A 14,185-nucleotide genomic window follows, 5' to 3' on the forward strand; every position below is an offset into this window, starting at 1 on the left:
CTCGCTCATGCCTTGCGCGTCAGTCGAAGCTCGGCCGCCTGCGCGTGGCCCTGCAGACCCTCGCCATAGGCCAGCTCGGCGGCGATCGGGCCCAGCTTCTGCGCGCCGGCCTCACTGACCTCGATCAGGCTGCTGCGCTTCTGGAAGTCGTAGACGCCCAGCGGCGACGAGAAGCGCGCGGTGCCCGAGGTGGGCAGCACATGATTCGGCCCGGCGCAGTAGTCGCCCAGCGATTCGCTGGTGTAGGCACCGAGAAAGATCGCGCCGGCATGCCTGAGCAGCGGCTCCCAGCGATGCGGGTCCTGGCTGCTGACCTCCAGATGCTCGGGCGCGATGCGGTTGGAGATCTCGCAGGCCTCGTCCATCGAACGCGTCTGGATCAGCGCGCCGCGACCTTCCAGCGAGGCGCGGATCACGGCCTGGCGCGGCATGGTCGGCAGCAGGCGCTCGATGGATTCACGCACTTTGGCGATATAGCCGGCGTCCGGGCACAGCAGGATGCTCTGCGCCAACTCGTCATGCTCGGCCTGGCTGAACAAATCCATCGCCACCCAGTCGGGCGGCGTCGTGCCATCGGCCAGCACCAAAATCTCGCTGGGGCCGGCGATCATGTCGATGCCGACCTGGCCGAAGACATGCTTCTTCGCGCTGGCCACATAGGCATTGCCCGGGCCGGTGATCTTGTCCACGCGCGGCACGGTGGCCGTGCCGTAGGCCAGCGCGGCAACAGCCTGCGCGCCGCCGATCGTGAACGCGCGGCTGACGCCGGCCACATAGGCGGCGGCCAGCACCAGCGCGTTCTTCTCACCTCGCGGAGTGGGAACGACCATGATGATTTCGGGCACGCCCGCCACATGCGCGGGGATCGCGTTCATCAGCACGCTGCTCGGATAGGCCGCCTTGCCGCCCGGCACATAGATGCCCACACGGTCCAGCGGCGTGACCTTCTGGCCCAAGAGCGTGCCGTCCTCGTCGCGGTAGCTCCAGCTCAGGCCGCAGGCCTCTTTCTGCTTCTCGTGATAGCTGCGCACACGGGCGGCGGCGGCTTCCAGGGCGCTGCGCTGCGCCGGGGTGATCGCGTCGAAGGCAGCCTTCAGCTCGTCCCGCGTCAGCTCCAGCTGCGCGAGGCTCTCGGCTTGCACCTGGTCGAAGCGCGCGGTGTACTCCAGCACCGCGGCGTCGCCGCGCGTCTTCACATCGGCCAGGATCTCGGCGACGCGGCCTTCGATCGCCGCATCGGTCTCGGCCGACCAGTGCAGCACGCGCTGGAACTGCGCTTCGAAGTCGGCGTCGGCGGTGGCAAGTTGTCGCAACTGAATGGTGCTCATGCTCGTCACCCTCAGGCCGGAATCGCCGCGGCAAAGGCATCGATCAGCGCACGCAGCGGCTCGCGCTTGAGCTTGAGCGCCGCCTGGTTGACCACCAGGCGCGAGCTGATGTCCATGATGCGTTCCACCTCGACCAGCTTGTTGGCCTTCAGCGTGCTGCCGGTGGAGACCAGGTCGACGATCGCATCGGCCAGGCCGGTCAGCGGCGCCAGCTCCATCGAGCCGTAGAGCTTGATCAGGTCCACATGCACGCCCTTGTCGGAAAAGTGCTGGCGCGCGATCTCGGTGTACTTGGTGGCCACGCGGATGCGCGAGCCCTGCTTGACGGCGCTGGCGTAGTCGTAGTCGGCGCGCACCGCCACGCTCATGCGGCATTGCGCGATCTGCAGGTCCAGCGGCTGGTACATGCCCTCGCCGCCATGCTCGATCAGCACGTCGCGGCCGGCCACGCCGAGGTCGGCGCCGCCGTACTGCACATAGGTGGGCACGTCGGTGGCGCGCACCAGCACCACGCGCAGGTCCTCGCGGTTGGTCGGCAGGATCAGCTTGCGCGAGGTTTCGGGATCCTCGAGCACCTCGATGCCGGCGCTTTTCAGCAGCGGCAGGGTTTCTTCGAAGATGCGGCCTTTGGAGAGTGCCAGGGTGATCATGGTGAGTGCGGCGTCCTTCTCGATCTGGGGCGAGGGGGACGGCAGCGGAGTCACCAGCGGGCGCGGCGCTTCACCGCCATCCTCCACGTGCTTGCTTGTCAGTGCAGCGTGCGGATGGCGTCAGTGATGATGATGGTGATGGCCGGCAGGGGCTGCCGGCTCGGCAGCCTCGGGCGAGGCCGACCATTCGGCCGGCGTCAGCGTCTTCATCGACAGCGCATGGATCTGCTCGCGCATGCGCTCGCCCAGAGCCTGGTAGACGCGCTGGTGGCGGCGCACGCGGCTCAGTCCCTCGAATTCCGCAGAGACGATGGTGGCGAAGAAGTGGCGACCGTCGCCCTCGACTTGCAGTGCCTGGCAGGCAAGCCCGTCGGCGATGTATTGCTGGACTTCGGCGGGGGTGGGATCGGCCATGATGCGGCGATTGTACCGGTTGGTGTTTACCCGCGAATCTTGTAGCCCCGACGCAGCAGTTCCAGCGCCACGCCCGCGACGACGACGAAGGCCACAGCCACCACGCCCAGGCTCAGCCAGGGCGACACATCGCTGACGCCGAAGAAGCCGCGACGGAAGCCGTCGATCATGTAGAAGAAGGGGTTCAGATGGCTCACGCCCTGCCAGAAGGCCGGCAGCGAGTGCACCGAATAGAACACGCCGGACAGAAAAGTCATCGGCATCACGATGAAGTTCTGGAAGGCGGCGAGCTGGTCGAACTTCTCCGCCCACAGCCCGGCGATCAGGCCCAGCGTGCCCATCAGCGCCGAGCCGAGCAAGGCGAACACGAGGATCCACAGCGGCTGCGCCAGCCCCGGCGGCGAGAACCAGAAGGTCACCGCCACCACGCCCAGGCCCACGGTCAGGCCGCGCACCATCGATGCGCCCACATAGGCCACGAACCAGGCCCAGTGCGACAGCGGCGTGACCAGCAGGAACACCAGGTTGCCGGTGATCTTGCTCTGGATCAGGCTGGACGAGGAGTTGGCGAAGGCGTTCTGCAGCACGCTCATCATCACCAGACCCGGGATCAGAAAGGCGGTGTAGCTGACCGAGCCGTAGACCTTCACATGCTCCTCGAGCACATGGCCGAAGATCAGCAGGTAGAGCATCGCCGTCAGCACCGGCGCGGCCACGGTCTGGAAGCTGACCTTCCAGAAGCGCAGCACTTCCTTCCTGAAGAGGGTCATCGCGCCCTCGAGACGAATGCCGGCGCTCATGCCCTGCCCTCCCCGCTGCCCTGCTGCATGATTTCCAGGAACACGTCCTCCAGATCGGCACGGCCGATCTCCAGGTCCTCGACCTTGCAGCCCGCTGCGCGCAGCGTGGCCAGGATGGTCTCGACCTCGGCCGCGTCATGCGCCTTGATCTGCGCGATGCGACCGGTCACGCGGGCCTGGCTGCTGAGCTGCGGCGGCAGCGCCTGATCGGTCTTGAAGCGCAGCATCGTCGAGGCCTTGCCGGCCAGCAGGTTGGAGGTGCTGTCCAACGCGACGATGCGCCCGCTCTTGAGCATCGCGATGCGGTGGCACAGCGCCTCGGCCTCTTCCAGGTAATGCGTGGTCAGCAGCACCGTGTGGCCCTCCTTGTTGAGCCGCGCGATGAAGGACCACAGCGTCTGGCGCAGTTCCACGTCCACGCCGGCGGTGGGCTCGTCCAGCACGATCACCGGCGGGCGGTGCACCAGGGCCTGGGCCACCAGCACGCGGCGCTTCATGCCGCCGGACAGCTGGCGCATGTTCGCGTTGGCCTTGTCGGCCAGGCCCAGGTTCTCCAGCAACTCGTCGATCCAGGCCTCGTTGTTCTGCACGCCGAAGTAGCCACTCTGGATACGCAGCGTCTCGCGCACGCTGAAGAAGGGGTCGAAGACCAGCTCCTGCGGCACGATGCCCAGCGCCTTGCGCGCCGCGGCATAGTCGTCCACCACGTCGTGACCGAGCACGCTGACGCGTCCGCCGCTGGCCCGCGACAGGCCGGCGAGGATGCTGATCAGGCTGGTCTTGCCGGCGCCGTTGGGGCCGAGCAAGCCGAAGAACTCGCCCGGCTGGATGTCGAAGGAAACCCCGTCCAGCGCTCGGACCTGCCCGCCGCGGTAGGTCTTGGCCACGTCCCGGAACGAGACGGCCGGCCCTGCGCCATAGGCCGGCTTGATGTGGTTTTGCATGGCGCGAATTGTAGGTAAGGCACCCGAACCACGCCGATCCGCGGCTCTGCGCAGACTGACAGTGCCAGAATCGCAGCAGGAGACCTCCGGATTTGTCCTCTCGTCCATGACAGCCAAGAAGCCGCGACGCACCGCCCAACGCATCCTCGAGGTGACGCTGGATCTGTTCAACCGCTTCGGCGAACCCAATGTCTCGACCACGCTGATCTCGGCCGAACTGGGCATCAGCCCCGGCAATCTCTACTACCACTACCCGGCCAAGGACGAGCTGATCAATGCGCTGTTCGCGCAATACCAGGCCTCGCTGGACGGCCTGCTCGGCGCCGCCGACGACGTGCGCCATGTCGAGGATGCCTGGCTGTTCTTCCACATGCTCATCGAGCTGATCTGGAAGCACCGCTTTCTCTACCGCGACCTCAACGACCTGCTCAGCAAGAACCGCAAGCTGGAGACGCAGTTCCAGGCGGTGCTGGCGCACAAGGGCCGCGCAGTGCGCGCGGTGCTGCACGGCCTGGGCCAGGGCGGCGCGCTGGGCATCGATGCGCGCGCTGTCGGCCCCACCGCCGAGGCCATGGTGGTGCTGCTCAGCTACTGGCTCAGCTACGAGTACGTGCGCGACCCGCGCCACGCGCTGGAGCCCGAGCTGGCCGGCGCGGCGCTGATGCGTGGCGCCTTCCATGTGCTGAGCCTGCTGCTGCCCTATCTGGAGCCCGCCTCGCGCGAGCACCTCTACGCGCTCGCCGGCCGCTACAAGACTGACGACAACTGATCACAAGGAGACGACTCATGGCCAAGTGGACTGCCTTCCCCTACGACAACAGCGCCTTCGTCTATGACGCAGCCAGCCTGAAGAAGCATTGGACGAGGCTGCATCTGGGCGACGCAGAGCCCTGGCCCAAGGACCCTGCGGTGGTGCAGGCCTGGATCCATTTCCACGCCGGCGAGTTCCAGAAGGCGGTCGAAGCCGGCCTGGCCGCCGGAGGCGCCGGCATCACCGCGGCCAACAAGGCTCAGGCCATTTACGCCAACTATCTGGAGAAGAAGGAAAAGACCAAGCTGGAACTGTTGCTCGACGTCGCCGAGCGTGCCGAGGCACAGCAGAAGGTCGAACCCGACAACCCCAACGCCTGGTACTGGCAGGCCTACGCGATCGGCCGCTACAGCCAGGGCATCAGCGTGGCCAAGGCGCTGACGCAAGGCCTGGGCGGCAAGGTCAAGTCTGCGCTGGAGAAGACCATCGCGCTGCAACCCAAGCATGCCGACGCGCATATCGCGCTGGGCGCCTTCCATGCCGAGGTGATCGACAAGGTCGGCAAGCTGCTCGGCAAGACCCAGGGCGCCGACACCGCCACCGGGCTGAAGATGTACGAGCAGGCGCTCAAGCTGAACCCGGGCAGCGCCATCGGCATGATCGAGCGCGCCAACGGCCTGGTGATGCTGGAAGGCGAGAAGCGGCTGAAGCTCGCCGAGGAGCTCTACGCCAAGGCCGCGGACTGCGAGCCTCTGGATGCGATGGAAACCCTTGACGTGGCGATGGCGCGCGAAGAACTCGAAGATTGACGCCGCTCAAGCGGCGGCTGGTCTTGATGCCGGATTCTCGTCACCACCCTTTCAGTCGCAACGAGGAGACCCCCATGGCACTGCGCCCGACGATCACCGCTCTTGCCCTGTCGCTGCTGAGCACGGCGACATTCGCCCAGGACGCCACCTTCCAGACCAAGTCGCTGACGCCCGAGACCGCGCTGACAGCGGCGCGCGCCGCGCTGGACGCTTGCCGCAAGCAGGGTTACCAGGTGGCCGTGGCGGTCGTGGACCGCGCCGGCACCACCCAGGTCCTGCTGCGCGACCGCTTCGCCGGCCCCCACACCGTGCCGGTCTCGGCTGACAAGGCCTGGACCGCGCTGAGCTTTCGCACCAATACCCAGGCACTGGCCGGTGAGACCCAGCCAGGCAAGCCGATGAGCGGCCTGCGCAGCCTGCCGCGCTTCCTCGCCGCCGGTGGCGGCGTGCTGATCGAGGGCGGCGGCAGCCTCTACGGCGCGATCGGCGTCTCCGGCGGCCCCGGCGGCGAGGCGGATGAGGCCTGTGCCATGGCCGGCATCAAGGCCATCGCCAGCGCGATCGAGTTCTAGCCATCGGCTCACCGGGCCCTGGCCGGATCGGCGCATGCAGCGACTGACCCGCGGCACGGCAGCCTTGGCGCTGCTGCTGGGCACCCAGCTCGCCTGGGGCGCCGAGACCATGACGTGGCTGCTGCGCGACTTCCCGCCCTCATCCATGCCGGTGGACGGGCGGCCGACACAGGGCCTTGCCGACGAATACGTCAAGGCCATTGTGCAGCGCTGGCCTGAGGTTGAGCACCGCTACCTGGTGGCCAACAACAAGCGCATCGTGACCATGCTGGAGGCCGGCGAACCCGCCTGCTTCACCACCGCGCTGCGCGTGCCGGAACGCGAGCGTGTCGCCTACATCGCCGACATGCTGCTGGTACCGCCGCAGATGCTCATCACCCGGCGCGAGCTGCTCGCCAAGCTGCCGCTGAACGCCCGCGGCGAAGTGCGCTTTGCCGCCTTGCTGGCCGACGGCACGCTGCGCGGCGCGCTGCTGCAGGCACGCAGCTATGGCAGCTACCTGGACCGCCTGATCCGCGAGCGACCGAGCGACTCGGGCGCCGTGCTCAGCGCCGCTGCGCTGCGGCCGCTGCAGCAGGTGGCGCACCGGCGCGCCGACTATGCGATCGACTACGACTACACCTTGGCCTGGGAGCAGCAGTCCGATGCGAAGGCGCTGGACCATGCCGATCTGGTCAGCGTGCCCATCGAGGGCAATGAGCAGGCGCTGGTCGCAGGCATCGCCTGTCCGCGCACCGACTGGGGCCGGCGCATGATCGTGCAGATCGACCGCCACATCGCTGCGCTGGCGCAGGATGCCCAGGCACGTTCCGGCGTGGAGCGCTGGATGACGCCGCAGGCCCGGCAGCGCTACGGCCGCATGATCGAGGACTTCTACAAGCGCCGCGCGCAGGCCACACCCGAGAGTGCCTTCGCTGCGCCCGCAGCGGCGACGCCTGCGCGGCAGCGCTAAGCCCGCCGCTCTTCAGCCGCTTTTCATCAGCGCTCGATAGCGCGTGCGCAGCGCGTCCTCGCAACCCGGCTGCAGGTTGGCGCGCGACAGCTCGCCGCCGTAGTGCGCCAGCACGCGCCGGTCCATCACGCGGAACCACAGCGGCGGCACATAGGCCAGCAGCAGCATCGCCGCATAGCCGGACGGCAGTTGCGGACTGCTGTCGAAGTGGCGCAGCGCCTGGTAGCGCCGCGCCGGATGCGCATGATGGTCGCTGTGGCGCTGCAGCTGGTAGAGGAAGAGGTTGGAAACCCGGTGGTTGCTGTTCCAGGAATGCTCGGGCGTGCAGCGCACGCGGCGCCCGTCCTTGCCCAGCGGCCGCAGCAGGCCGTAATGCTCGATGTAGTTCACCACCTCCAGCAGCGAGGCGCCGTAGAAGGCCTGCACCGCCAGGAAAAGCAGCACCGCCGGGCCCAGCCAGACCGCCAGCGCGGCGTAGAGCAGCACCGTCATCGCCCAGGCCTGCAGGCATTCATTGCGCCAGCGCCAGACGCCCAGGCCGCGGCCGGCCAGGCGCGCACGCTCCAAGGCCCAGGCCGAGCGCAGGCTGCCGATCATCGTGCGCGGCAGAAAGGCCCAGAAGCTCTCGCCCAGGCGCGCGCTGGCCGGATCTTCGGGCGTGGCCACGCGGCGGTGGTGGCCACGGTTGTGCTCCACGTAGAAATGACCGTAGGCCACCGGCGCCAGCGTGATGCGCGACAGCCAGCGCTCCCAGGCGGGCAGCTTGTGGCCCAGCTCATGGGCGGTGTTGATCGCCACGCCGTTGATGCCGCCGACGCTGAGGATCAGCCCGGCCCAGCCGAACCAGCTCAGCTCGTGGTGAACGGCGATCCAGGCGCCATGCAGCGTCAGCAGGTACTGGAAGGGGATGAAGGCAACGACGATCAGCCGGTACCAGCGCTGCCGCTCCAGTGACGGGACGGCGGACTCGGGCGGATTGCTGCGGTCCTCGCCGAGCAGCCAGTCCAGCACCGGGATCAGTCCATACATCACCACGCTGCTCAGCCACAGCCAGGCCTCCTGCCCGCTCTTCGCGTAGGCGTCGACATTGAGCCAGACCAGCAGCGGAAACGCTGGCGACAGCAGCCACCACCAGTAGCGCCGATCGCGCCAGCGCGGCTCGGCCGGCGCAGCGGCAGCCTCGATCTTGTGCAGGGCTTTGTCCATGGATCGATGCTGTGCCTGGCCGCACCACCGGTCAAGAGGACCTACACGCAGCTTCGTGCTGTCACCGCTCACTGGCATGATGGTCGCCATGCAGGAGATCGAACTCAAGTACCAGGTTCCCATCGTCGCGCGCGCCGCGACCGAGGCCTGGGTACACAAGGGCAGCACGCGGCGCCTGCGTCTGCAGGCGGCCTACTTCGACAGCGCCGACCGCCGTCTCGCTGCGGCGGGACTGGCGCTGCGCCTGCGCCTGGAGGGCCGCCACTGGGTGCAAACCCTCAAGGGCAGCGGCGAGGACGGTATGACCCGGCTCGAGCACGATGTGCAGCTCGACGCACGCGGCCGGACACTGCCGGCGCTGGACCCTGCACGCCACGCGGGCACGCCGGTGGGCGAGCGCCTGCTGGCCCTGCTCGCCGCGCCGGAGGCGAAGCCGCTGCACTGCGTCTACCGGACCGACATCGTGCGCCTGACGCGCACGCTGCGCCTGGGCGGCGCGCGCGTGGAGATCGCCTACGACCGCGGCCACCTGATCGCCGAGCGCGAGGGCGAGCTGCTGCGCGTGCCGGTCTGCGAACTGGAGCTGGAGCTGCGCTCCGGCCCTCCGCAAGCGCTGCTCGACGCCGCGCGCCAGCATGCGCTGAACCTGGGGCTGTGGCTGGATCTGCGCAGCAAGGCCGAGCTCGGCGACCTGCTCGCGCGCGGCCTGGCCATGGCTGCGCCCCAGCAGGCGCAGCCCTCGCCGCCGCTTCGCCGCGGCATGGGTGCAGCCGAAGGACTGCATACCGCGCTGCTCGGCTGCCTGCCGCAGATCCTGCGCAACGCCAGCCAGATCGCCACCGGCCAGAGCACGCCCGAGCATCTGCACCAGCTGCGCGTGGGCCTGCGCCGGCTGCGCAGCGCGCTGGCGCTGTTTGACGGGCTGGATGGCCTGCAGTCGCTGCAGGACTTGATGGCGCAAGTGGACGCCGAGGCGGAGGACTGGTTCGACCGCCTCGGTGCGCTGCGCGACGTCGAGGTTCGCGCCGGCCTCTGCGCCGCCGAGCTGGATGCCGCCTGGCAAAGCCAGTTCCCGGGCGCAGCGACACCTGCGGCCACGCCACAGGACCAGACGGCATTGATCGCGCTGCTGCGCGACCGCGGCGTGCAGCAGTTGCTGCTGGCGCTGATCGGACTGGTGGCAGAACTGGGCACACTGGCTGCGGCCGCCGAGTCGCCCCGCCTGCGGCCGCAGCTGCGTCGCCGCCTGCGGCGCTGGCTGGAGCCGCTACAGGCCGCCGGCCCGGCGCTGCACGAGCTCGACGACGCACAGCGTCACCGCCTGCGGCGGCGCATCAAGCGCCTGCGCTATGCGCTGGAGTTCACGTCGGCGCTCTTCGATGACGCCGACGAACTGCTGGAGGCGCTGCGCCGCGCGCAGCAGGTGCTGGGCGACTGGCAGGACCTCGAAAGCGCCCTGGCGCAGCGACGCCAGGATGCTGACGCCGCCGGCGCCCCGCTGCGCACCGGCTTCGAGCTGGGCTGGCTCTGTGCCCAGCTGGCACAGCTGCACAGACGGGCACGCCGCCGGTTGCGTCGCCTGCGCCGGGTCGCCGCTCGCTTCGAACTGCGCTGACCTCGCAGCGCCCTGCCTGCGCCGCGTGGGCATGTACGTGGTATTGCGAACAGCGTGCGAAATCCGGACCGCTCATCATCGTCTCAGGGGTTTGACCCAGTTGCCGGTGCCGCCCCTGCGTTCGACATTCGCTGAGGAACGAACTGCAGCCATAGCAGAGCTCCAGCGGCAGGCGGCGCCATCGGTGTCGCCGGTCGATTTCAAACCCCAGACCACAGGAGACAAATGATGAGCGAGAACAGCAAGAGCGCCACACCGCGCCGTCGCTTCCTGAAGAAGGGCGCCACTGGCGCCGTGGCCGCCGGAGCGCTGGCCGCACCGATGATCGCCAAGGCGGAAGCCGTCACCCTGCGCTTCCAGTCCACCTGGCCGGCCAAGGACATCTTCCACGAGTACGCCAGCGACTTCGCCAAGAAGGTCAACGACATGGCCAGCGGCCGGCTGAAGATCGAGGTGCTGCCTGCCGGCTCCGTCGTGCCGGCCTTCCAGCTGCTCGATGCGGTCAACAAGGGCACGCTGGACGGCGGCCACGGCGTGGTTGCTTACCACTACGGCAAGAACTCGGCGCTGGCACTGTGGGGTTCGGGCCCGGCCTTCGGCATGGACCCGAACATGGTGCTGGCCTGGCACAACTACGGCGGCGGCAAGGCCCTGCTGGAGGAGATCTACAAGTCCCTCAACATGGACGTGGTCTCCTATCTGTACGGCCCGATGCCGACCCAGCCCTTCGGCTGGTTCAAGAAGCCCATTGCCAAGGAGGCCGACCTCAAGGGCGTGAAGTTCCGCACCGTGGGCCTGGCGGTGGACATGTACACCGAGATGGGCGCGGCGGTGAACCCGCTGCCCGGCGGCGAGATCGTGCCGGCGCTGGACCGCGGCCTGATCGACGGCGCCGAGTTCAACAACGCCAGCTCCGACAAGATCCTCGGCTTCCCCGACGTGGTGAAGAACTGCATGCTGCAGAGCTTCCACCAGAGCGGCGAGCAGTTCGAAATCCTCTTCAACAAGGGCAAGTACAACGCCCTGCCCGCGGAGCTGCGCGCGATCATCGACTACGCCGTGCAAGCCGCCAGCGCCGACATGAGCTGGAAGGCCATCGAGCGCAACTCCAAGGACTACGAAGATCTGAAGAAGTCAGGCGTCAAGTTCTACAAGACGCCCGATGCCATCCTGCGCGCCCAGCTGGCGGCCTGGGACAAGATCACCGCCAAGAAGGGCGGCGAGAACGCCTTGTTCAAGAAGGTGCTGGACAGCCAGCGCGCCTTCGCGCAACGCGCGGGCCAATGGCAGAACGACTACATGGTCGATTTCAAGATGGCCTACAACCACTACTTCGGCCGCAAGAAGGGCTGATGCCGGCTTCGTGAAGAGCCGCTGAAGGGCGCCGCCGAGGGCGGCGCCCTCTTGCTTGCGCGGACCTCCCGGCGTCCGCTGCTCCTGTCCCATTCTTCGTTGTCTGGAAGAGACCCAACCATGCAGAACCTGCTGCTGGCGGTGGACCGTTTCTCCACCTGGATTGGCAAGACCTTCGCGTGGGCCATCATCGGCCTGACACTGCTGATCAGCTGGGAGGTCTTCTCCCGCTACGTGCTCAACAAGCCGCATGCCTGGGTGCTCGATGCGCAGATCATGCTTTACGGCACGCTGTTCATGACCGCCGGCGCCTACACGCTGAGTAAGAACGGCCATGTGCGCGGCGACGTGCTCTATGGCTTCTTCCGTCCGCGCACGCAGGCCGCCATCGACCTGGTGCTGTATGTGCTGTTCTTCCTGCCCGGCATCGTGGCGCTGACCTGGGCCGGCTGGAACTTCGCGCAGGACTCGCTGGCCATCCGCGAGCAGACCTTCTCGGCTGACGCGCTGCCGCTGTACCCGTTCAAGTTCATCATCCCCATCGCCGGCGCGGTACTGCTGTTGCAGGGCATCGTCGAGATCGTGCGCTGCGCGATCTGCCTGCGTGAGGGCGAGTGGCCCAAGCGCGACGAGGACGTCGAGGAGGTGGACGTCGACAAGCTCAAGGAGATGGTTCACGTGAAGGATGCCGATATCGAGGCCCTGGACAAGTACGTGGTGGCCAAGGAAGGGCACAAGGCATCATGAAGCTCAAGCTGCGCAAAGAACTCTGGTTCGGCTTCATCCTGATGGGGCTGATCCTCGCGGCCGCCATCGGCATGCTGATCGCCGTGCCCAAGATCACCAACGGCCATATCGGCCTGCTGATGCTCTCGCTGGTGGTGGTGGCCATCATGCTGGGCTTCCCCACGGCCTTCACGCTGATGGGCATGGGCATGGTCTTCACCTGGATCGCCTATGAGGAGAACACCGCCAAGACCCTGGACCTGATGGTGCAGTCGGCCTACAAGGTGATGTCCAATGACGTGCTGATCTCGATCCCGCTGTTCGTCTTCATGGGCTACCTGGTCGAGCGGGCCAACCTGATCGAGAAGCTGTTCCGCAGCCTGCACCTGGCGCTGGCGCGCGTGCCGGGCTCGCTGGCGGTGGCCACGCTGGTGACCTGTGCAGTGTTCGCCACCGCCACCGGCATCGTCGGCGCGGTGGTCACGCTGATGGGCCTGCTGGCGCTGCCGCAGATGCTCAAGGGCGGCTACGACGTGCGCCTCTCGGCCGGTGCGATCACCGCTGGCGGCTGTCTGGGCATCCTGATCCCGCCTTCGGTGCTGCTGATCGTCTACGGCGCCACGGCCGGCGTGTCGGTGGTGCAGCTGTACGCCGGTGCCTTCTTCCCCGGCATCATGCTGGCCGGCCTGTACATCGTCTACGTGATCATCCTGGCCAAGATCCGGCCGGATATGGCACCTCCACTGACGGAAGAACAGCGCTTCGTGCCGCTGCCCGAGCCGCTGCTGAAAATCGGCGCCAGCCAGGCCAAGGCAGCCTTGCCGCTGCTGCTGGGCGCACTCAAGGGCAAGCGCAACCAGGAGGTCGCCACCGGCTACCTGCTCAAGCAGTTGGGCATCGCGCTGATGCCGGCGCTGCTGTTCGCCGCGGTGGCACTCAGCAGCTACCAGAGCGTCACCGCGCCGCTGCCGATCGAGACACCGGACAGCGCGCTCACCGAGATGGGTGCAGAAGATGCCGCTCCCGCCGAAGGGGGGCTGGCTGAGCCGCCCGGCAGCGAGGACAAGGACGCCGATGAGGGCGGCCTTGCTGCCCCGCCCGGCAGCGAGGAAGACACGCCACAGGAGCTGGGCAGTGCCGAGGCCGCCTCCGAGCCCGCAGCCAGCGCAGCGATGACCGCGGCAGCGAGCGCAGCCACCACCTCAGCCGCGGCCGATGCCAACGCGGTCGGTGAGCGGCGCCCGGTGCCTCAGGGCTACTGGATCGGCCTGGCCGCCGGCGGCGTGGCCCTGCTGGCTTTCTATGCGCTGCTCAGCTTTGCGCGGCTTGAGATCTTCAAGATGCTGCTGTCCAGCTTCTTCCCGCTGCTGGTGCTGATCCTCGCGGTGCTGGGCTCCATCGTCTTTGGCCTGGCGACGCCCACCGAGGCGGCCGCCGTCGGCGCCCTGGGCGGCTTCCTGCTCGCTGCCGCCTACAAGCAGCTGACCATGGACGTGGTCAAGGAAAGCGTGTTTCTCACCGCCAAGACCAGCGCGATGGTCTGCTGGCTGTTCGTCGGCTCGGCGATCTTCTCGGCGGCCTTCGCGCTGCTGGGCGGGCAGGAACTGGTCGAGCAATGGGTGCTGGGCCTGAACCTGAGCAAGACCGAGTTCCTCATTCTCAGCCAGGTGATCATCTTCATCCTCGGCTGGCCGCTGGAGTGGACCGAGATCATCGTGATCTTCATGCCCATCTTCATCCCGCTGCTGGACAACTTCGGCGTCGACCCGCTGTTCTTCGGCCTGCTGGTGGCGCTGAACCTGCAGACCGCCTTCCTCAGCCCGCCGGTGGCGATGAGCGCCTTCTACCTGAAGGGCGTGGCGCCCAAGCATGTGACGCTGAACCAGATCTTCGCCGGCATGCTGCCCTTCATGGGCATACAGGTCATCGCGATCGTGCTGCTGTACCTGTTCCCGGGCATCGGCCTGTGGCTGCCCGAGGTGCTGTACGGACGCTGAGCGGCAGCGCAAACGCAGCAATGAAAAGGGCCCGCGGATCGCGGGCCCTTTTACTTTGCCGCAACCGG

At 67.6% G+C, this 14,185-nt stretch carries 14 protein-coding genes; 8 read left to right on the forward strand and 6 right to left on the reverse strand.

Annotated elements, in window-relative coordinates; translation table 11 throughout:
• Positions 1–5 precede the first annotated feature (5 nt).
• The 5 genes from hisD to AC2EBS_RS12725 all read right to left on the reverse strand — a co-directional run bounded on the left by hisD (position 6) and on the right by AC2EBS_RS12725 (position 4,136).
• Positions 6–1,328, reverse strand: a complete 1,323-nt coding sequence (gene hisD / locus AC2EBS_RS12705) for a histidinol dehydrogenase (protein WP_484728791.1) — start codon at positions 1,326–1,328, stop codon at positions 6–8.
• 11 nt (positions 1,329–1,339) lie between these two features.
• Positions 1,340–1,978, reverse strand: coding sequence for an ATP phosphoribosyltransferase (hisG, locus tag AC2EBS_RS12710; protein WP_484728792.1), 639 nt, complete (start codon positions 1,976–1,978; stop codon positions 1,340–1,342).
• Between the two features lie 120 nt (positions 1,979–2,098).
• Entirely contained in the window at positions 2,099–2,392 is a 294-nt protein-coding gene (locus AC2EBS_RS12715) for a BolA family protein (protein WP_484728793.1), read from the reverse strand.
• Between the two features lie 26 nt (positions 2,393–2,418).
• Positions 2,419–3,192 (reverse strand): ABC transporter permease, encoded by a 774-nt coding sequence (locus AC2EBS_RS12720; RefSeq protein ID WP_484728794.1) that lies wholly within the window; start codon positions 3,190–3,192, stop codon positions 2,419–2,421.
• Positions 3,189–4,136: an ABC transporter ATP-binding protein gene (locus AC2EBS_RS12725; protein ID WP_484728795.1), complete on the reverse strand. Its 948-nt coding sequence runs from the start codon at positions 4,134–4,136 to the stop codon at positions 3,189–3,191. The genes AC2EBS_RS12720 and AC2EBS_RS12725 overlap by 4 nt, the downstream gene beginning before the upstream one ends.
• A gap of 106 nt (positions 4,137–4,242) precedes the next feature.
• On the opposite strand from AC2EBS_RS12725, the gene AC2EBS_RS12730 reads away from it, so the two are divergent.
• From AC2EBS_RS12730 to AC2EBS_RS12745, 4 genes are all read left to right on the forward strand, one after another.
• On the forward strand, positions 4,243–4,905 hold the full coding sequence (locus AC2EBS_RS12730) for a TetR/AcrR family transcriptional regulator (RefSeq protein ID WP_484728796.1): 663 nt from the start codon (positions 4,243–4,245) through the stop codon (positions 4,903–4,905).
• A 17-nt stretch (positions 4,906–4,922) separates the two neighbouring features.
• Positions 4,923–5,696, forward strand: a complete 774-nt coding sequence (locus AC2EBS_RS12735) for a hypothetical protein (RefSeq protein ID WP_484728797.1) — start codon at positions 4,923–4,925, stop codon at positions 5,694–5,696.
• A 74-nt stretch (positions 5,697–5,770) separates the two neighbouring features.
• A complete protein-coding gene (locus AC2EBS_RS12740; protein ID WP_484728798.1) occupies positions 5,771–6,268 on the forward strand; it encodes a GlcG/HbpS family heme-binding protein in 498 nt (165 codons plus the stop codon).
• 34 nt (positions 6,269–6,302) lie between these two features.
• The gene (locus AC2EBS_RS12745) at positions 6,303–7,220 is read left to right on the forward strand and encodes a TIGR02285 family protein (protein ID WP_484728799.1); all 918 of its coding nucleotides are present in this window, start codon (positions 6,303–6,305) and stop codon (positions 7,218–7,220) included.
• A gap of 12 nt (positions 7,221–7,232) precedes the next feature.
• Here AC2EBS_RS12745 and AC2EBS_RS12750 read toward each other — a convergent pair whose 3' ends face one another.
• On the reverse strand, positions 7,233–8,426 hold the full coding sequence (locus AC2EBS_RS12750) for an alkane 1-monooxygenase (protein ID WP_484728800.1): 1,194 nt from the start codon (positions 8,424–8,426) through the stop codon (positions 7,233–7,235).
• An 88-nt stretch (positions 8,427–8,514) separates the two neighbouring features.
• Between AC2EBS_RS12750 and AC2EBS_RS12755 the strand changes: the two genes are divergently transcribed.
• The 4 genes from AC2EBS_RS12755 to AC2EBS_RS12770 all read left to right on the forward strand — a co-directional run bounded on the left by AC2EBS_RS12755 (position 8,515) and on the right by AC2EBS_RS12770 (position 14,117).
• On the forward strand, positions 8,515–10,041 hold the full coding sequence (locus AC2EBS_RS12755) for a CYTH and CHAD domain-containing protein (protein ID WP_484728801.1): 1,527 nt from the start codon (positions 8,515–8,517) through the stop codon (positions 10,039–10,041).
• A gap of 228 nt (positions 10,042–10,269) precedes the next feature.
• Positions 10,270–11,394, forward strand: coding sequence for a TRAP transporter substrate-binding protein (locus AC2EBS_RS12760; RefSeq protein ID WP_484728802.1), 1,125 nt, complete (start codon positions 10,270–10,272; stop codon positions 11,392–11,394).
• Positions 11,395–11,514: 120 nt separating this feature from the next.
• Complete coding sequence (locus AC2EBS_RS12765; RefSeq protein ID WP_484728803.1) at positions 11,515–12,141, forward strand: TRAP transporter small permease subunit; 627 nt, start codon at positions 11,515–11,517, stop codon at positions 12,139–12,141.
• Positions 12,138–14,117, forward strand: a complete 1,980-nt coding sequence (locus AC2EBS_RS12770; RefSeq protein WP_484728804.1) for a TRAP transporter large permease — start codon at positions 12,138–12,140, stop codon at positions 14,115–14,117. Before AC2EBS_RS12765 ends, AC2EBS_RS12770 begins: the two co-directional genes overlap by 4 nt.
• Positions 14,118–14,185 lie beyond the last annotated feature (68 nt).

It is taken from the genome of Roseateles sp. T103, assembly GCF_057219915.1.